This window comes from Rhizobium aureum, from assembly GCF_030182495.1.
GTDB lineage: Bacteria > Pseudomonadota > Alphaproteobacteria > Rhizobiales > Rhizobiaceae > Rhizobium > Rhizobium tropici_C.
Genome location: NZ_JAQJCI010000001.1, coordinates 555,236 through 573,688, shown reverse-complemented (window position 1 = coordinate 573,688; position 18,453 = coordinate 555,236). Strand labels below are relative to the sequence as shown.

19 protein-coding genes are annotated in these 18,453 nt (G+C 62.7%); 2 read left to right on the top strand and 17 right to left on the bottom strand.

The window, feature by feature from the left end:
* The 6 genes from PH552_RS02750 to PH552_RS02725 all read right to left on the bottom strand — a co-directional run bounded on the left by PH552_RS02750 (position 1) and on the right by PH552_RS02725 (position 5,628).
* Positions 1-864: a branched-chain amino acid ABC transporter permease gene (locus PH552_RS02750; RefSeq protein ID WP_145645266.1), complete on the bottom strand. Its 864-nt coding sequence runs from the start codon at positions 862-864 to the stop codon at positions 1-3.
* Positions 861-1,571 (bottom strand): ABC transporter ATP-binding protein, encoded by a 711-nt coding sequence (locus PH552_RS02745; protein WP_113396026.1) that lies wholly within the window; start codon positions 1,569-1,571, stop codon positions 861-863. The genes PH552_RS02750 and PH552_RS02745 overlap by 4 nt, the downstream gene beginning before the upstream one ends.
* Positions 1,571-2,290 (bottom strand): ABC transporter ATP-binding protein, encoded by a 720-nt coding sequence (locus tag PH552_RS02740; RefSeq protein ID WP_145645268.1) that lies wholly within the window; start codon positions 2,288-2,290, stop codon positions 1,571-1,573. Before PH552_RS02740 ends, PH552_RS02745 begins: the two co-directional genes overlap by 1 nt.
* A 79-nt stretch (positions 2,291-2,369) precedes the next feature.
* Positions 2,370-3,653 (bottom strand): ABC transporter substrate-binding protein, encoded by a 1,284-nt coding sequence (locus tag PH552_RS02735; RefSeq protein ID WP_145645270.1) that lies wholly within the window; start codon positions 3,651-3,653, stop codon positions 2,370-2,372.
* 35 nt (positions 3,654-3,688) lie between these two features.
* Entirely contained in the window at positions 3,689-4,750 is a 1,062-nt protein-coding gene (locus PH552_RS02730; protein WP_145645273.1) for a maleylacetate reductase, read from the bottom strand.
* Positions 4,747-5,628, bottom strand: a complete 882-nt coding sequence (locus PH552_RS02725) for a dioxygenase family protein (RefSeq protein ID WP_285165457.1) — start codon at positions 5,626-5,628, stop codon at positions 4,747-4,749. Before PH552_RS02725 ends, PH552_RS02730 begins: the two co-directional genes overlap by 4 nt.
* 79 nt (positions 5,629-5,707) lie before the next feature.
* On the opposite strand from PH552_RS02725, the gene PH552_RS02720 reads away from it, so the two are divergent.
* Positions 5,708-6,658 carry a LysR family transcriptional regulator gene (locus PH552_RS02720; protein WP_113248720.1) on the top strand — a complete coding sequence of 317 codons (951 nt, stop codon included), beginning with the start codon at positions 5,708-5,710 and terminating at the stop codon, positions 6,656-6,658.
* Between the two features lie 16 nt (positions 6,659-6,674).
* Here the strand turns inward: PH552_RS02720 and PH552_RS02715 are convergent, their stop codons facing one another.
* The 10 genes from PH552_RS02715 to PH552_RS02670 form a co-directional block, all read right to left on the bottom strand.
* Entirely contained in the window at positions 6,675-7,268 is a 594-nt protein-coding gene (locus tag PH552_RS02715; RefSeq protein WP_113248719.1) for a flavin reductase family protein, read from the bottom strand.
* Positions 7,268-8,494: an acyl-CoA dehydrogenase family protein gene (locus PH552_RS02710; protein ID WP_285165456.1), complete on the bottom strand. Its 1,227-nt coding sequence runs from the start codon at positions 8,492-8,494 to the stop codon at positions 7,268-7,270. The genes PH552_RS02715 and PH552_RS02710 overlap by 1 nt, the downstream gene beginning before the upstream one ends.
* A gap of 43 nt (positions 8,495-8,537) precedes the next feature.
* Complete coding sequence (locus PH552_RS02705) at positions 8,538-9,317, bottom strand: alpha/beta fold hydrolase (protein ID WP_285165455.1); 780 nt, start codon at positions 9,315-9,317, stop codon at positions 8,538-8,540.
* Positions 9,318-9,340: 23 nt separating this feature from the next.
* A complete protein-coding gene (locus tag PH552_RS02700; RefSeq protein WP_113248716.1) occupies positions 9,341-10,354 on the bottom strand; it encodes a zinc-dependent alcohol dehydrogenase in 1,014 nt (337 codons plus the stop codon).
* Positions 10,351-11,388 (bottom strand): branched-chain amino acid ABC transporter permease, encoded by a 1,038-nt coding sequence (locus PH552_RS02695; protein ID WP_285165454.1) that lies wholly within the window; start codon positions 11,386-11,388, stop codon positions 10,351-10,353. The genes PH552_RS02700 and PH552_RS02695 overlap by 4 nt, the downstream gene beginning before the upstream one ends.
* A gap of 4 nt (positions 11,389-11,392) precedes the next feature.
* Positions 11,393-12,250, bottom strand: coding sequence for a branched-chain amino acid ABC transporter permease (locus tag PH552_RS02690; RefSeq protein WP_113248715.1), 858 nt, complete (start codon positions 12,248-12,250; stop codon positions 11,393-11,395).
* Entirely contained in the window at positions 12,237-12,965 is a 729-nt protein-coding gene (locus tag PH552_RS02685; protein ID WP_113248714.1) for an ABC transporter ATP-binding protein, read from the bottom strand. Before PH552_RS02685 ends, PH552_RS02690 begins: the two co-directional genes overlap by 14 nt.
* Complete coding sequence (locus PH552_RS02680; protein ID WP_113248713.1) at positions 12,962-13,690, bottom strand: ABC transporter ATP-binding protein; 729 nt, start codon at positions 13,688-13,690, stop codon at positions 12,962-12,964. Before PH552_RS02680 ends, PH552_RS02685 begins: the two co-directional genes overlap by 4 nt.
* A gap of 132 nt (positions 13,691-13,822) precedes the next feature.
* Positions 13,823-15,124, bottom strand: coding sequence for an ABC transporter substrate-binding protein (locus PH552_RS02675; protein ID WP_285165453.1), 1,302 nt, complete (start codon positions 15,122-15,124; stop codon positions 13,823-13,825).
* Positions 15,125-15,192: 68 nt separating this feature from the next.
* Positions 15,193-16,011 carry an SDR family NAD(P)-dependent oxidoreductase gene (locus PH552_RS02670; RefSeq protein ID WP_112341950.1) on the bottom strand — a complete coding sequence of 273 codons (819 nt, stop codon included), beginning with the start codon at positions 16,009-16,011 and terminating at the stop codon, positions 15,193-15,195.
* 328 nt (positions 16,012-16,339) lie between these two features.
* On the opposite strand from PH552_RS02670, the gene PH552_RS02665 reads away from it, so the two are divergent.
* Entirely contained in the window at positions 16,340-17,965 is a 1,626-nt protein-coding gene (locus tag PH552_RS02665; protein ID WP_162736915.1) for a XylR N-terminal domain-containing protein, read from the top strand.
* A gap of 242 nt (positions 17,966-18,207) precedes the next feature.
* Here PH552_RS02665 and PH552_RS02660 read toward each other — a convergent pair whose 3' ends face one another.
* Positions 18,208-18,399 (bottom strand): hypothetical protein, encoded by a 192-nt coding sequence (locus PH552_RS02660; protein ID WP_162736914.1) that lies wholly within the window; start codon positions 18,397-18,399, stop codon positions 18,208-18,210.
* Between the last annotated feature and the right edge of the window lie 54 nt (positions 18,400-18,453).

Here is an 18,453-nt window from a genome sequence, read left to right as displayed (position 1 = left end):
TCAGTCCACCGCCCTTGGAAAAAGCCCGCGCGGGCGGACCAACAGCACAAGAAGAAATGCCACATGGCCCGCAAGGATCTGCCACTCGGGATTGACGGCTGCGCCCATCGTTTGCGCGACGCCGATGATCACGCCGCCGGCGAGCGTACCCCAAAAGGAGCCGAGCCCGCCGATGATGACCGCCTCGAAGGCGTAGATCAGCCGCGCCGGGCCCATCGTTGGGTCGAAATTGGCGCGTGTGCCGAGAAAGAGGGCCGCAATCGTTACCACAACCATCGCAAGGCCCGTCGCGGTCGCGAAGATGCGGTCGGAGCGGATGCCCATCAGGCCCGCCGTGGCGCGATCGTCGGAGGTGGCCCGGAAGGCGCGACCGAGGCTCGTCTTGTAGAAGACGAGGTTGAGCCCAACGATGACGGCAACTGCCGCCAGGAAAGTCAGAAGCGGCATAGTGCCGACACTTACCGGCCCGAATTTGAGAGACGCCGTTTCCAGCGCGCCCACCGAAACGCGGCGGCTATCGGCGGAAAAGCCTTCCAACAGCGCGTTCTGGATAACGACCGAAAGGCCGAAGGTGACAAGCAGCGGCGGCAGTATGTCGTCTCCGATGGTGCGATTGAGCACGAGGAACTGCAGGGCCCAGCCGACCGCATACATCACCGGAACGGCGACGAGCGCCGCAACGAAGGGATTGAGCCCGAGCGCGCTGACCAGCACCAGAAGCAGGAAGGCGGCCAGGACGATAAGATCGCCATGCGCGAGATTGACCAGCCGCATGATGCCGAAAACGAGGCTCAGGCCGGCCGCAAACAGCGCGTACAGACCGCCAAGCAGAATGCCTTGTATGATCGTGTCGAGCCAGTTCATCCCGTATGCACTCCGAAATAGGCAGAATGGATGTCGGTGCGGCTAATTGCGTCCGGTGTTCCGGTCAGCGTCACGCGTCCCTCCATCATGCAATAGAGACGGTCTGCCACCTTGAGTGCCTGGCCGATATCCTGCTCGACGATCACGATGGCTGCGCCCTCGGCGCGGATTTTGGGAAAGGCTGCGTAGATATCGCGGATCACCACCGGTGCCAGGCCCAGGCTGATTTCGTCGCAGAGCAACACCCTCGGATTGGACATCAGCGCCCGGCCGATCGCAACCATCTGCTGCTGGCCGCCCGATAGCGCGGTGCCGGAATTGCCGCGCCTCTCCTTCAAGACCGGAAAGAGCTCGTATATTGTCTCAAGCGTCCACGCCCCTTTGACGCTGCGCCCATATTTGCCGATCAGCAGATTTTCCTCCACCGTCAGCGACGGGAAGAGCCTGCGACCTTCCGGCACCATGGCGACACCGAGCGCCATGACCTCGGGGGCCGGCAGTGCGCCGATCGGCCTGCCATCGAAACTGATCTGGTCGGGCTCGTTGGCGAGCATGCCCGAAATCGAGCGCATCAGCGTGGATTTGCCAGCGCCGTTTGCGCCGATGATCGCCAAAGTCTCACCGGCATCAAGCGTGATGTCGACCCCGAAGAGCGCCTGAAAGTCGCCGTAGAAAGCCGTGAGGCCCCGTGTTTCAAGAAGAGCCATCAGACGTCAATCCCGAGATAGATCTGGCGGACCGCCTGCGATTCCATGATTTCGGCCGGCCTGCCGAGGCCGACCACCTTGCCGAAACTCAGGACGAGAAGACGGCTCACCACGGAGTTGAGGGCATGCAGCACGTGCTCGACCCAGATGATGGCGACACCGGCTCCGTGGATCGTCCGGATCGTCTCCACCAGCTCGCCACATTCGCCCTCCGTGAGGCCGCCGGCGATCTCGTCCAGCAGCAGCACCTTGGGCTCCGTCGCCAACGCCCGCGCAAGTTCGAGGCGTTTGCGCTGGAGGAGGCCGAGACTCCCGGCGGCGTGGTTGGCGCGCGCGATCAGGCCGGTGTTCACCAGAATGTCCGCGCAGCGCTCCGACACCTCCCGCTCGGTCTTTAGCGATCCGTAGGCGGCAGAGACCAGAAGGTTTTCGAAAACGGTCAGCTGCTGGAAGGGCTGCGGGATCTGGAATGTGCGGCCGATCCCTGCCAGGCACCGCGCCATCGGCGGCTGGCGCGTCACGTCTTCGTCGCGATAGATAATCCGCCCCTCATCGACGCGCAGATTGCCGCTGATGAGATTGAACAGGGAGGATTTTCCCGCACCGTTCGGCCCGATGATGCCGAGCGCCTCTCCGCTCTCCAGCGCAAACGACACTCCATCCGCGACCTTCAGGGCGCCGAAGCTCTTCGAAACGTTTTCGAGGGCAAGTATGACCATCGTCTTCCTGATTGGTGCCCGTTTCGTCCTTCGCCGAATCCGGCGCATGACCGCCTCCGGGCCGAACCCGGTCAAGGCATCACGCCGAGGCGATCGGCTCCATCTTGCCGCCTGTCGGAATATTGGGAGCAGTCCTGTTGTCGGTGATGACAAGATCGTAGCCGCCGCCGTCCTTCAATCTCCACTGGCCGCCAACGAGCGGTGTCTTGGCCACGTTCTTCGCGGCAAAAGGCGGGACATTGGCACCGTCCCAGGCGACCGGGCCAACGATCGTGTCCAGCTTGGTCGCTGCGATCGCTTTGACTACAGCCGCGCTGTCCGTCGGGTCCGCCCGCTTCATGACATCGACCGCCAATTCGAAAAGCGCGTGAACGAAGCCGATCGGCTGCGTCCAGGGCCGGCCTGTGGCTTTGGTGAAGCCTGCGGCAAGTTCCGCAGCGCTCTCTCCCGTCAGCGAAGATTTGAACGGATGGCTGGCCGACCACCAGACCTCGCAGGACAGGTTGTGACCACTCTTGCCCAAAGCCTCAAGAGCTTGCGGGAACAGGATGGCCTTGCCGATGGAGGCGATCTTCGGATGGAAACCCTGCTGCTTGGCCTGGTTCCAGAAGGTGGTGAAATCAGGCGGGATCATGACGCCTGTGATGACCTCGCAGTTGCCGGACTTGAAGGCATTGATCTGCGCGGAAAAATCATCGGTCAGGTTCTGGTAGCGACCGGGATCGGCAAGGGTGTAGCCGCCTTTTTCGAGAACCGGCGGGAAACCGACCACTTTATCGCCCCAGGCATTGCCGTCCCCGTCGTTCGGGAAGAGGCCGCCCACCTTCTTGTTGGTTTCCAGCTGCTGCCACATGTTGGTGTAGACAGCGATCACATCCTCCAGGCCCCAGAAGAAATGAAAAGTGCTGCTGAAGGGCTTCCATGATGAGGGGTCGCCTGGATTGGCCTGCTGACCGATGAACCAGGGCTGCCAGGGCGCGGCCGTCGAGATGCAGGGCATCTCTTCCGCTTCGCAGGTGGTGGCGACCGGATTGGTGGTTTCCGGCGTCGATGCGACGAGCACGAGATTGACCTCGTCCTTGACGATCAGCTCCTTGGCGACTTCGGCGGCGCGGTTCGGGTTGGACTGGCTGTCCTTGACTACAATTTCGTAGTTGAGCCCGGCGGCCTTCGTCTTGGCCAGGAAGCCGTCAAGGATGAACTTGTCGGCCTCGGCGAAAGCGGCAAGCGGCCCGGTCTGCGGGCTGACATAACCGAGCTTGATCGCCGCTCCCTTGGCGATCGCGGGCATGGCAAGGCTGGATGTCGCCGCAAGCGCGCCGGTCGCCGCCGCGGTTTTCAGCAGGTCACGTCTCGTAAACATTTTGGTTTCCTCCTCCCAAAGTAAACACAAGCGTTTTAGAGTGGTGGGCGTTCTCCCGCCCAGGCGTCCTGAAGCAGCGTGCGGATCGAGGCTCGGTCGATCGGCCGCGGATTGGCATAAGGGTTGCGCGTGGCGATTTCGGCGGCGCGGTCGAGATCGCTCTCGGTGAGGCCGAAATCCTTCAGCGCCAGCGGCGAGCCGACGGATCTGGCGAAATCGTAGAGCCCCTGGCCCGGCGTGCCGCCGAAAATGCTCCCGATCGGCGCAAGCAGCTCCGGCACTGCGGCGGCATTGAAGCCGATCGTGTGCGGCAGCATGATCGCATGCGTCTCTGCATGCGGCGTGTCGAAACTGCCGCCCAGCGTGTGGCAGATCTTGTGATGCAGCGACATGGAAATCTGTCCAAGCACGGTGCCGCAGAGCCAAGCGCCGTAGAGTGCCTTTTCCCGCGCCTCGGCATCCCGCGGCGTCTTGACGATCACCGGTAATGCCTCGGCAAATGCGCGCATGCCCTCGATCGCCATCATGGTGGTGATGGGGTTGCGATCATCGGCATAAAGACCTTCGGCGGCATGTGCGATGGCGTTGAGGCCGCTGGTGACGCTCATGGTAACAGGCAGGCCAAGCGTCAGTTCGGGGTCATAGATGACCACCTCCGGCACGATCTTCGGGCTGCGAACCGTCGTCTTGATGCCGCCTTCCGTCTGACCGAGGATCGGCGTTACTTCCGAACCGGCATAGGTGGTCGGCACGACGATCTGATGAATGTCGGTACGGTAGGCCATCGCCTTGCCAAGACCGGTGGTCGAGCCGCCGCCAAGCGACACGACGCAATCGGCCTGAACCGCGGCCGCGCGCGCCAGGGCCTGCTCGGTGACGTCGACCGGGGTGTGCATCGTCGCGCCCGCGAACGTGCCCACGGCAAGCGCGCCGAGACGAGCGGCCAGCGCCTCGCCGTCGGCCGCCTGCTGCGGCGTCGTCAGCACCAGCGCGCGGCGGCAGCCTAGCGTCTCGATCCATTGGGCGACGCCGGCGCTCGCTCCGGAAGCAAAGACGACGCGTGTCGAATGCGGTTGATAGGAAAAATCGAGTGTCATGCTGACCTGCGCTCCTCTCGCGCCCGCACCATTACGAAGGTGAAATCGAGCGACCAGCAATTGCCTTTGATCGGCGTCGGGCCTTCAATGCCGCCAACCGGCAGGAAGGTGCCGACCAGTTCCTGTTTGACGCCGAACAATGCGTCCTGTGACAGATGCGGATCGTGCCCATCATAGACGTGGGTACTGATCGTCTCGAAGCCGGGTGCCGTGATAGTAAAATGGAGATGCGCAGGGCGGCGCAGCGGATAGCCGATCGCATGCAGCGTCCGTCCGACCGGTCCGTCGCAGGGCACGGCATAACCACCCGGTCGAACCGTCCTATAGGAAAAGCCGCCATCTATATCAGTGCTGAAAACACCACGCAGATTGAACTCCGGCTGGAGATCCGGCTGCTGGTTCTCGTAAAACCCTTCCGCATTGGCCTGCCATGTCTCGACCTTCGCGCCGACGACGGGATTTCCGTCGAGATCGGTCACGCGGGCATTGACCTGCAACGGCTCGCCAATGCCGTCGAGCGATATATCCGCGCCCGACACAAGCCGCGGGGCATCGGCTCGATAGAACGGGCCGCGCACGGTGTTGGGCGTAGCGCCCTTCGGGCGGCGGGTGTTGATCTCCTCCACCAGCGCCGTCACACCCAGAAGATCGGAGAGCAGCACCCATTCCTGCCGTTTCTGGTCACTTACGTGACCGACTTCGGTCAGAAATTCGATGGCGTGTCGCCAATCCGCATGGGTCGGCCGTGTTTCCTTGATGGCCTGATGGATATGTCCGACCAGCGCGGTGAGGAAGGCCGGCAGCGGGCCGGCGCACTGCGCCAGTCGCTCTGCCACAAGCGCAGCCGAATCCGCTTCTGTAAAAGACATGATCACCATGGCACCTCCTCAACCGTACGTTATCAGCTCCAAACGTAGCAGTTGATGATTTTTCTGCAGTTTAATATACCTTATTGCTATGAAGATGGATGAACGACACCTGATACAGCTTGCCGCCGTCGTGCAGGCCGGTGGAGTGACGGAGGGAGCGGCCCTGCTGGGGCTCACCCAGCCGGCGGTGTCGCGTACCCTTGGCATGCTGGAAAAGCGGCTCGGCGAACCGTTGTTCGTCAAGGGCCGCCGGCCGTTGCAGCCGACCCCACTCGGCAGGGCGCTCGCCGACCACGGTCAAGCCATGCTGGTGGCTGCGCGCAAGGCCTCGTCGCTTGTCGACGGCTTCCGACACGGACGGACGGGCGTGGTGCGCGTCGGCGGCACGCCCTTCTTCATGGATGCGCTGATCTCTGGCATGATCGCCGAGTTCCAGAATGCCACACCGGACGTGCGCATCGAGCAGAGCTACGGCTACCTGCCGGATCTGCGGGCGGCGATCGACGCCGATCGCATCGACCTCGCCATTTGCCCGATCGACGTGCTGGACGAGGGCTCCGGCATGCGCTTCCAGGAACTGCTTCCTGGCCGCAACGTCGTCGCCTGCCGTGTAACGCACCCCCTTCTCCTGAGACGCAAGCTCGCGCCTGCGGAACTCCTCGACTATCCCTGGATTGCACCGCCCACCGGCAGCCCGCTGTTTGCCGATCTGCACAGTCTCGTCCTCTCGCTCGGCGCCACCGAGGCGAAGATCCGTTATTCCGGCGGCTCGCTGGTGAGCGCAATCAACTATCTGAAGGCGAGCGATGCGCTCACCATCCTGCCGCACAGCGTCGTTTTCGCCTATCGCAATGACAAGTCGATCACGGCACTGCCGGTCAATATTCCTCATCCCGAGCGCGCGCTCGGTCTCCTACGGCGCACCGAGGAAATCCGTGTCCCGGCAGTCGAGGCCTTCTGCGCCCATATTCGCAAGAGCTTCGAAGACCTCAGGCACCTGATCAAGCGCCATGAGCAGGCGGTGATCTGGAGCCTGTGACGGCTCATGACGTTCTTCAAAATGTTGCAGAATCGTCCGGCCATAGGAACAACGGCGCCAAGCCGGCATCGGCCATCGGGCGCAGTCCGTGCCAGGCGCGGTTAGCATAGACCAAGGCGTCGTCCCGGCGCTCCTCATGCGCCCCGGGAGAGGCCTCAAGGAGTTCGGCTGAGACCAGACAGGCGCCGGGGAGCGGAAACAGTCCGCGAACCGCTGCCCGGAACCAGAGGCCGACATCCGGATAATAAGGTTCGCCGCTTTCGAACCGCGCCCAGCGCACGTCAGGCCCGAAACGATCCCTGCCGCTGGTGGCGCAGAGCCGGGCAAGCTCCTTGTCGCTGCGGCGCACGAAATGCACGACCACCGTCTGCGCCCGACGCACGGCGTGCGCACTGGAGGAATTATCCGACAGGGAGAAAGCCACCATCGGCGGCGAGGCGCTGATCGAGATCAACGAGCTTACCGTCAGGGCCACCGGCCCGTCACCCGGATCGGCGGTGATGATGGCAACGCCCGCCGGATGGTGGCGGAAGGCCATCGTGAAAGCCTCCGTCACGCCGGCAGCGACCGTCGCCGGAGCTTCACGCTCCTGCTTTCCGGACTGCGCCATCATTTCTTCTCCACCAGGTCGTAGAACTGCCAGACGCGATCGCTCCACAGCCCGCCGATCTCGCGGCCGGCGGCACCGATAATGTTGGTGTTGATCGTGAAATGGTTGGCCGCCACCAGCATCTCGCGGTAGGTGCGCTGCATCACGCCGTCGCGCAGCGACGCACCACCGGCAGCGCGGTAGACGAAGTGGCAGGCATCGACGCCCGCCTCGTGCACTTCCGACTTGGCGAGATGCACGAGGGTGATCTGCCGCGTAGATACCCGGTTCCCCGCCTCGATCGAGGCCTCCACGTCGCGCCAGACCTCAAACAAAAAGGCGCGGGCGGCGCGCGCGCGAGCTTCCGCACGGCCATAATCGAACCAGAATTTATCGCTCTCGCCGAGCATGCCGGCGCGACCGGTTTTGGTCACGGCGAACTTGGCCATTTCATCGAGCATGCGGCGGGATGCGCCGATCGCCCAGCCCGAATGGCCGATGGCAGCCAGCCCGACGACGCCGAGGCTGAAGAATTCCTTCTGGCGCTGCGGCTCGGCGGTCATGATCGGGAAAACCATGTCGTCGGCGATGAAGACATCCTTGGCGTCGTAGTCGATGCTGCCGGTTCCCTGCAGGCCGAGCACGTTCCAATTGCCGAGCAGTCCATGCTCGCCGACCGGCGCATGGGCGCAGAGCACCACGACGTTACCATTCTCATCCTTAGCCGGATGACCGTTGCCGTCGTCGAGCAGGGCGGCGGTATGGGTGAATGTGGCGTGGTGAATACCGCTTGCATAGGACCATTTGCCGTTCAACAGATAGCCGCCATCGACCTTCTTCAGCATGCCGGTCGGCGTGCCCTGGCCCGAAAAGCGGTTGTCGGTGCCACCGCCGAAAAGGCGCGAGATCGCGGTATCGGGCAGGAAGGCGGCTGACATCGCCCCGATGCAGGCATGCACCATCGACACCCAGCCGGCAGCGCCGCTGTGGTAGGTGATGGCCTCGATCAACTGCAGGCCCTGCGTCGGCGACAGCTGTGCGCCGCCGAGTTCTTCAGTCGCGAAGATATGCGACATACGCAGCGGCTTCAGCGCCTCGAAAGTAGGTTCGTTCAGCTTGCCGAGCTTTTCGGTGGCGACAGCATTTTCTTCAAGCACGGGCCCGATCTTGCTGATATGCTCGAGAAGGTGGGCGAAGTTCGTTTTGGTGCCCCAATATGCGGCGCCATGTTTCAAAAGTGCGTTCATCTGTTCCTCCTGACAATCTGGTGTGTTCTCGCGGCAAGCTGTCTCAGCCAGCGAGGAAATCGCCGATGGCGGTCACCACGCGCGGGTCCTCCTGCATGGCGAAATGGCCGACCTCCGGCACTATTAGGGTGCGGGCGTTCGGAATGCGTTTTTCCCAGAGCGGCGCCTGCGACGCGGGCAGCATTCGGTCCTTCTCGCCCCAGACGATCAGTGTCTCGTTCGGGATGCGGGAAAGCCAGCGGCCGAGATTGGGATGGCCCATGCCGTGGGCCTTGACGATGTTGCCAAGCGCCCGCGCCTCCTTTTCGCGAGCGGCAAGGAAGGCGTCGAGCGGCGGGCATTCGGCTCCGCCCGGAAAATAGCGCAAGGCAACGTCGATATTATGCGCGAGATAGCCGGGTAGCGCCTCGGGCGCGATGGCCGACAGGTCGGCGCCAGGATGATCTGGATCGTTGAGGCCAGCCGGCGCATTCAGCACCAGCTTGCCGAAACGCTCGCCTGCGACGACGGCCATTTCGGCAGCCATCCAGCCGCCCATGGAATGGCCGACGAGATGCGGCCGATCGAGGCCAAGGGCGGCGACGAGGCGCAGGTTGTGAACGACGATGTCCTGCATGCCGGCGATATGCGGCGCCTCGCCGCTGTCGCCAAAGCCGGGATGGTGGGGCAAGTAGACGCGGAAGCGATCGGCGAGGCCCCGCGCCCATTCCGTGCCTTCGATGGTGGCGGCGCCGTGCAGCGCGAGCGCGGCGGGGCCCCTGCCGATGACGCGTACAGCGGTCGCAACACCTTCGATGTCGTAATGCACTGTTTCGAAATTCATTCCAATCCTCCTCCTATGCCGTTTCAGCCGACCGCGGGCGTAATCAGCACCTTGCATTGCGTGGTGCGTCGCCTGAGCGTCTCAAATGCCGCTGGCACGGCGGCAAGACCGATCCGACCAGTCACCAGCGCCTGCGGCCGATGGCGGCCAGGGCCGAGCGCCTGCAGCGCCATGTCGAACTCCGCCATGGTGAAGAACACGGCGAAGATCACCTGTATTTCCTTGGAAATCGCCGCGAACGGGTCCCATGTGTCGCCGCCGACGCAGAGGCCAACCGCGACCACCGTGCCATGCACGCGTACCAGCCGGCAGGCGGCATCGATCAATCCGCGTTTGCCGACGCATTCAAAGACGATGTCCGGTGCGCCACCGGTCAATGCGCGAAACTCCTCCGCCAGACCCTCCCCGGAGAGTGCGAAGCCCGTGGCGCCGATTTCGGCGGCACGCTCTGCCTGGTGGCGGTTCAGATCGGCGATGACGACATGGGCAGCTCCCAGCCGCCTGGCCCAGAAGGCGACGAGAAGACCGATGGGGCCTGCACCGAGAATCAGCACGCGGTTGCCCGGCTTCAGCCCCGAACGCATGACCGCATGCAGGCCGACTGCGACCGGTTCGGCCAGAGCCCCCTCCTCGGTCGGCAAATCGTCCGGCAAGCGGCGGCACTGACGGGCAGCGACGGTGACGAATTCGGCATAGCCGCCGCCGATCAGCCGCATCTCGGCGCACCACGCGGGTTCGCCGCGCGAGCAGCTGTCGCAGTGGCCGCAGCCGCGCATCGGTGCGACGGCAACCCGGTCGCCGGTTTTGAAATTCGCGACCTCAGCGCCACCGGTCACCACTTCGCCGGAAATTTCATGGCCGAGGACGCCGCCTCTTTCGAGCGCGAAGGTTTCGGGATCTTCCGTCATGTGCAGGTCGGAGCCGCAAATGCCGCAGGCGGCAACGCGGAGCAATATCTCATCGACGCCGGGCTGCGGCGTTTCGATCGTTTTGACATCGAGCGGTCGTCCGACCGCCTCGAACAGTGCCGCCCTCATCGCGGGCCCTCCAAAAGCGTGCGCCTTGTCGGGAACCAGGAGGCGTTTGTGGCCTTCTGGATCAATCCCCAGAGGCCGCCGCGGGCAAAAAGCGCCATGATGAGGGTGAGTAGCCCGAGGACGACGAGATAGGTGGCGCCGTACTGTCCGAACAGGCGGTCGGCGACAAAATAGACAAGCGCGCCGATCAGCACCCCTTCGAGCGAGCCGAGCCCGCCCACCATGACGATGAAGATCGCCACATTCGCCCAGGTCGGGCTATAGGCGGCCGGTGGCGTTATGCGCAGTTGCGCCATGAAGTAGATGGCACCGGCAAGGCCAGTGCCGACGGCGGCGGCAACCCAGATCAGGAATTTCAGGAGGCCCACATTGACGCCCTGGCTTGCCGCGGCAATCGGATTGTCTCGGACGGCGACCAGCGCCAAGCCATAGCGCGAACGCAACAGCAGATAGCTGCCACCGACGGCGACAAGCAGCATCAGCGCCGCCAGTACCGAAATGCCGATTGCGCGTTCAGTGGGCGTATAGCTGGACATGACACGCAGGCTCATGCCGGCGCCGGCATTGACATAGCTGAAGACCGACGTGGCAAGGCGCATGACTTCCGCCACCACCCAGGTGCCGATGGCGAAATATGGGCCATCGAGCCGATGCAGCAGGCCATAGGTGAGTGCCGCCAGTATCGCCGGTGCGATGACCGACAAAGGCACGGCGAGGAAGGGGCTTAAGCCCCAAAGCTGCGCCATGATGAACATTGCATAGGCGGCCGTACCGACGAAGGCCTGCTGGCCGACGGAGACGAGGCCACCATAACCAGCGAGCAGGTTCCACATCTGCGCGACGGTGATGTAGCAGCACAGTTCAACGACATCGCGGATGAGACCTTGGCTTGCCCAGAGCGGCATCGAAGCGACAGCCGCGAGCAGCGCGACGCTGATAACGAGTGCAATCAGGCTCGAGCGCGTCTGGCGCTGTACGCGCACGGCGGGCCGAGGGACGGCATCGGTCAAACGGGCGGCGAAGGCATTGGTCACGGCTTCAACCCCTTCCTAGGAAGCCCTGGGGACGTAGGGCGAGGATGATCAGAAAAACGAGGTGGCCGGCGAGGATGCCGAAGCCGGGGTCGATGCGGAATCCCACCGACTGGCTGACCCCGAGCGCCATCGCTCCGAGGAAGGCGCCCCAGATCGAGCCCATGCCGCCGATGATGACAGCCTCGAAGGCGTAGATCAGCTGGAAGGCCCCGTCGGCAGGCGCCACGGTCGAACGCAACGACTGGAAGACCGCGGCAAATCCGAGGATCGCGACAGCGATTGCCGTTGCCCCGGTATAGACCGTCTTCGGGTTGACACCTGTCAGCGCCGCGGCTTCCACATCGGCCGAAGCTGCGCGCAGGGCACGGCCAAAGCGTGTCGAGCGCAACGCGACATCGAGGCCGCCGGTCAGCACGGTCGCCGTCAGAAGCACGATCACTGGCAAGACGCCGACGAAGAGCGGCCCGAGTTGGAAGGAGGCATGCACGATGTCGCCGCCGCCTAGCGAGCGGGTGTCGGCCGACCATATCTGCAGCATGGCGTTCTGCAGGGCGATTGAGAGCCCGAAGGTGGCGATCAGCGAGGGAAGCGGATCGGCGCCGACGACGCGGTTGAGGATGAGTCGCTGCAGGATGACGCCGATGATGGCCCCAAGCACCACGAGGATCACCAGCACCGACCACGGGCCGAGCGAGAATGTGGTAGCCAGGCTGATGCCGATCAGCGCCAGGAGGATCACCAGGTCGCCATGGGTGATGTTGACGACGCGCATGACGCCGAACATCAGCGCCATGCCGAGCGCGTATTGGGCATAAAGACCGCCGAGAAGAATGCCCTGGACAAAGCCGTCAAGCCACAGCATGGGCCCCTCCGAAATACGCTTCGCCAATCGCTTCGCGCGAGATATCAGTTGATCGGCCGGTAAGGCTGACGCGGCCTTCGAGCATGCAGTAGAGCCGGTTCGACGAGGAGCGGGCGAGCCCGACGTCCTGCTCCACCAACACGATCGCCGTACCTGTTTCACAGATCGACGGCAGCGCCTGGTAGATTTCCTTCACCACCTTCGGCGCGAGACCCAGGCTGATTTCGTCGCAAAGAAGTACGCGCGGCTGGCTGAGCAGCGCCCTGCCGATCGCCACCATCTGCTGCTGCCCACCGGACAGGGACTGCACAGGCACGGCCTGCTTTTCCTTCAGGACCGGAAAGAGCGCGAACAGGCGCTCCAGCGTCCAGCCATTGGCGGCGGATTTGCCGGCATGGTCGATAGCGACGCGCAGATTGTCGATGACAGACATGCCGACAAAGAGGCGACGGCCCTCGGGCACGATCGCCACGCCATCGGCCACCATCCGGTGCGGCTTGGCGCCGCCGACCGGCCGTCCCTCGAGCTGCACCATGCCCGGCGCAACGCTCAGAAGGCCCATGATCGATTTCAGAAGCGTCGACTTGCCGGCACCGTTTGCCCCGATCAGGGCGACGACCTCGCCCGCGGCAATCTCGAAGTCGATACCGTAAAGAGCCTGAAAATCGCCGTAGCGGGCGACCAGTCCGTGTGTGGAAAGCAGTGCTGCGCTCATGCCTCGACCCCCATATAGACCCTTCGCACCTCCGGACTTTGGATGACTTCGGCCGGCACACCTTCTGCGATCTTTTCCCCGAAATTGAGCACCAGCATGCGGTCGGCGACGGCGAGCAGCGCGTGCAGCACATGTTCGATCCAGACGATGGTGATCCCACTGTCGCGGATGCGGCGAATAAGCGAGACGAGCGCCCTGCCCTCGTCGTCGGTGAGCCCGCCGGCAATCTCATCGAGCAACAGGAGCTTTGGCGATGAGGCAAGAGCACGCGCCAGTTCCAGCCGCTTACGGTCGAGCAGCGTCAGCGAGCCGGCCGAACGGTTCGCCTTGTCGGACAACTCGCAGGCCTTGAGGATCTCTGCGCAGCGCTGATAGCTCTCGGCATCCTTGGTGCCGCTGCCGAAAAAGGCGGCGACGAGGAGGTTTTCGAAGGTCGTCATACCGACATAGGGACGCGGGATCTGGTAGGTCCGGCCGATGCCGATTTTGCAGCGGCGATAGGGCGGCTGCCCAACGAGTTTCTGGCCGTCAAAGACCAACTCACCGCGATCGACACGCATGTCGCCGCTGATCAGGTTGAATAGGGTTGTCTTGCCGGCACCATTCGGGCCGACAATGCCCAGAACCTCGCCAGCGCCGACCGTAAAACTCACCTCGTGCAGGACCTTGAGAGCCCCGAACGATTTGCTGAGGTCGCGTGCCTCGAGTAGTACGTCGTTTTCCATGCTCCTCCACCCCGGCCTTTTAATGCCGGCGGCGCGTTTTGAGCGCGCCCTTCGATCCTCCGTCCGATCCGCCCCGGCCCGATCGCATCAAGCAGGGGCGGTATCTCGCTTTGCCTTGGCTTCACGCCTTGTTCAGGCAGTCCGCCAGGGCAGCGGCACGATCTTGCGCTCCGGCTGGAAGAGCTTGTTGACGGTATTGTCGACGATCTTCAGATCATACGGCCATTTGTCGCCCTTGACCCATTGCCCGCCGAAAATCGGCGAGGTCGCCACGTTCTGATGCGGTCCCTTGGCGAAATTGACTGGGCCGATCAACGTTTGCATGTTGGTGGCGACAACCGCCTCGAGATTGGCGATGCGGTCGAGCGGGTTCTTGGAGCGCTTGAGAACGTCGATCGCCACTTCGAGGATGGCATGGCTGTAGCCGAGCGGCTGCGTCCACTGCTTCTTCTTTTCCGCTTCCCACTGGTCGGCAAGATCGCGGCTCACCTGACCGGTCAGCGTCGACTTGAAGGGAAAGGCGGGGGTCCACCAGACTTCCGAAGACATGCCCTCGCCGAGCGAGCCCATGGCTTCCACGCCCGAGGCGAAGAGCAATGCAGCCGCGACCGTGATCGCCTTTGGCTTATAGCCCTGCTGGGCGCACTGGTTGACGAAGGTCTTCAGATCGGCCGGATAGGCAATACCGCCGATGATATCGCAGTCGGCTTGCTTGAAAGCCGTGATCTGCGCCGAAAAATCGTTGGTGCGCGGCTGGAAGAAGCCGGGAACGACGATCTCGAAGCCGGCTTTCTTGGTGGGGGCAGGCAGGCCATAATCCATGTTGCCCCATGTTTCACCATCGGCGTTCTGCGGAAATAGCATGCCGACCTTGCGGTTGCTGTCCAGCGTGTTCCAGAGGCCGACATAGGTGTTCAGCGCTTCGTCCAGGCCCCAGAAGAAGTGATAGGTCCATTTGAACGGCTTGTCCTTGCCTCCACGCGGGAAGATGACCGCCTGCCAAGGCGCGCCCGTCGAAATGCAGGGGCATTCGTTGAGTTCGGCCTGGTCGGCAGCAGGGCTTACCGTATCGGTCGTCGACGCCGGCAGCAGCAGGTGAACGCCCTCATTGAGAATGAGATCGCCGGCGACTTCCGCCGACTTGTTGGGGTCCGACTGGCTGTCGCGGATCAGGAATTCGACATCGTAGTGGCCGGCCGCCGTCTCCAGACCATTCTTGAGCTGCGCCTTGACCTTTTCCAGAGCCCAGCCGTCGGTCTCACCGAAAAGGGCAAGAGGCCCGGTCGCCGGCGTGATGAAGCCGACCTTGATCGTTCCAGCCGATTGCGCGCGGGCAATCGTCGGCGCACCGAGTGCCGAGGCGGCAAGGCCGGCGCCTATTCCCTTCAGCACCGTGCGGCGAGAAGGCATCGACAAACTGCTTTTCGATTCCATTCTTTTATCCTCCCTCTGAAGCTCATTCGCCGGCTGCGATTCCTCCTCCCGCATCCGGCGAAGTTCATTTATTTGATGCGGTGCATCGAACCTCCGTCGATGACAATCTGGCTGCCCGTGACGTAGGACGAGCAAGGCGACGCGAGATAGAGAGCAAGCCCCTTGATGTCCTCGGGATCGCCAATCCGCCCGATCAGCGATTGCTGTTCGAAGGCCTTGCGATCCGCCGGTATCCGCAGCCTGCCGCCGGCGATGTTGGTCATGAAGGGACCAGGCGAGATGCAATTGATGAGAATGCCGAATTGGCCCAATTCCATCGCCATCTGGCGTACGAAATGGTCTACGCCGGCCTTGGCTGGCATGTAGGGCGTGCCGACGATCGCCTCATTGATCTGGGCAGCGATCGACGAGGTGACGATGATACGACCGCCTCCTGTCGCTTTCATGTGCCGGGCCGCATGCTTGACGGTTGTGTAGACCGAAGAGAGATTGACCTCGATCACTCGATCCCAGTGATGATCGTCGAGAACATCGATGGCGCCGCCTTGGAGCCGCTCACCTGTCGTCGACAGGAAGCCAGGCCCAGCATCGATGCCCGCATTTGCAAAGACGATGTCGATCCGTCCCTGACGCTCTGCTACTGCGTCGAAAGCCGCCGCCATGGCCGGCCGATCCGAAACATCGATCTCCAGACCGCAAACGTCAGCTCCATGTCGGGCGATTTCCGCCACGACACGGTCGAGATTTTCGCCATCCATGTCGAAAATGCAGACACGAGCACCGTTATCCGCCATCACTTCCGCATAGGCGCGCCCTATGCCGCTCGCACCGCCGGTCACGATGACCGATTTGCCGCGAACGTCGAACATATCCTGCAAGCTCGTCATTTTTCCTCCCGTGCCGTCGAGGATGGTATGCCCGAGCCTCGGCCCGAACTTCCTCCATTCTGCCTTGCCCTCCCCGACGCAGCAGATTTGGTTCATTAGGACGAGAAATCCCGACTGCCTGTCAAACACCGCCGGCGGGCAATCAGAAGAAGTTCTGCGGGCAAACTCCAACAGATTGAAACAGAACCATATTTTTTAAGGAGCCCGCCCCCAGCTTGCGGACCCACCAGGGCGATAGTTTGCTGAAATAATGAAATTGCTTTATGAAATCATCAAACGGCCATCCGTGAAGGATTGCCGAACCGCGTGCTGCGCGGAAGAGGTCTTGATGCAGGGATTGATCGAATCTTCTAAGATGCTGGATCGAGGCGGCAATCCGACCGTCCGGCAGCTTCTCTCCAGCCTGGTCTTCAATCCGAATGACGGAACGATCCAGCTGAATGGCGCGCGCATCGTCATGCAGCGCGCGTCCGCCCTTTCCGATCTGAGGCGGGAGCTGGTGGGCTTGCTCGGCGAGAAGGAGGCACGCATCTTCCTTTTGCGCCTGGGCTTCATGTCCGGCCGCTCGGACGCACGCTTCGTACGCGCCGGCTGGCCAAATCTTGACATAGGTGACGCCTTCACGGCCGGAACGCGGCTGCACACCTTCAGCGGCGTGGTGCGTGTCGAAACCGTCTTCAACTCCTACGACTTCCGCAAGAAGCGATTTTCTGCCGAGTTCCTTTGGCGCGACAGCGTCGAAGCCGCGGAGTTCAGTAAGACGCGACTGGCATCCGAACCCGTCTGCTGGACGCAGCTTGGTTACGCCTCGGGTTATGCCAGCGAGTTCTTTGATACGCTGATCGTGTACAAGGAGATCGAATGCGCGGCGCAGGGCCACAGCCATTGCCGGGTGGTCGGAAAGCCAGCCGATGGCTGGGGCCGCAACGATCCAGAGGTGATGCTTTTCCGCGAGCGTATCGATGTTGCCGATGACATCAGCCGCGCTCCCGCCTCGCGCGGCAACGCCGCGCGCGCGACCGACACGTCCTTCTCCAGCCTCGACAACCTCATCCTGCTGCCGGTCCGCGACAGGCTCGATCGCTTGGCGGCCACGACCCTGCCCGTGCTGATAACTGGTGCGCCGGGAACGGGACGCGGTAGTGCCGCGCGCTATCTGCATCGAAGGTCTGCAGTCCCCACGGCAGATCTACGGCGCCTAGTTGGGATGCAAGTCGACCTTGCGCTTTGCGCCGAGGTCGCACGGCCGATTAAGGCAAGCCGCCGGACATCCCATTGCGAGATGATCGTCATCGACGCTGTCGAAACTATACCTCACGACGTCCAGCGCCACTTCGCCCGCGCAATCGAGGAAGGCATCGCGACAGGCGGGCCTCGCATCGTCGCGGTCGCTGACCAGCGCTTTGCGACGAAGGAGCAAGGCTCTCTAAAAGAACTTTTTTCGGTTCTCTCGCCGATAACCGTTCGCATGCCGACATTGAGCGAAAGAGAAGGCGAGCGAGTGGCGCTGGCGCGATCGATGTTGCCGGTGCTTGCGGCTCGAATGAACATCGAGCCTCTCCGCTTCGAAGCGGCGGCGGAGGAATTGATCGAGGCAGAACGCTGGCCAGGAAACCTGCGCCAGATGCGTAACGTACTTGTCGCCGCGCTCGACACAAAGACCACCAACACAACGATTTCCGCTGCGCTGATCGAAGCTCAGCTGACACGCTTTCCAGTCAGTTCGGAGAGCGACAGCCGCGAACACGGGGGAACGCCGACCGATCCCCATCAATTGTTAGAATCCGAAGGATTTTCTCTCAGTACTCTTGAACAGGCGCTATACACGGCGGCTATGGAACGGGCGCAGGGAAATCTTTCTGCCGCCGCTCGCATGCTTGGACTGACCCGAGCCCAGCTTGCATACCGCGTAGAAAATGGGCTGCAACGAAAACCACAGGGGAGGAAGAGCTGATAGGATACCGGCCCGATCGCCTGAAACACAAGGTATCGAACATTTCGGACCGAGGCCCTTATACAAGATCTGGACTCGCATTTCTGTTCTTCAACCTAGAACCCGATGGGAATTACGAATCGGCAACTGGATCGATCCGGAGAATGGATTCGTCCTTCGATACAGGGCGCTTAGGCAAGCGTATCATCGGCGGCCAACGGCCATCGATTTCCTTCTACGCCTTCCTTCCAGCCTTATCCGGCTTACGCCCTGTGGCCCACCCCCTCATGGTGCCGGCGGATCGGCAGCAAGTCGATCCTGATCACGGACTCCAGCAAGCCCTCGGCTTCCGCCCGGCGCCAATAGCACGACCCGATGGCGAGCAGGCCGAGGATAATGAAATAGAGCGAGCCGATATTGCCCATGGTCTCGCGAAGCAAGAAATAGATCGCCACGCCAATGATCGGGCCTTCGAGCGCGCCGATACCTCCGAGAATGACGGCGAAGAG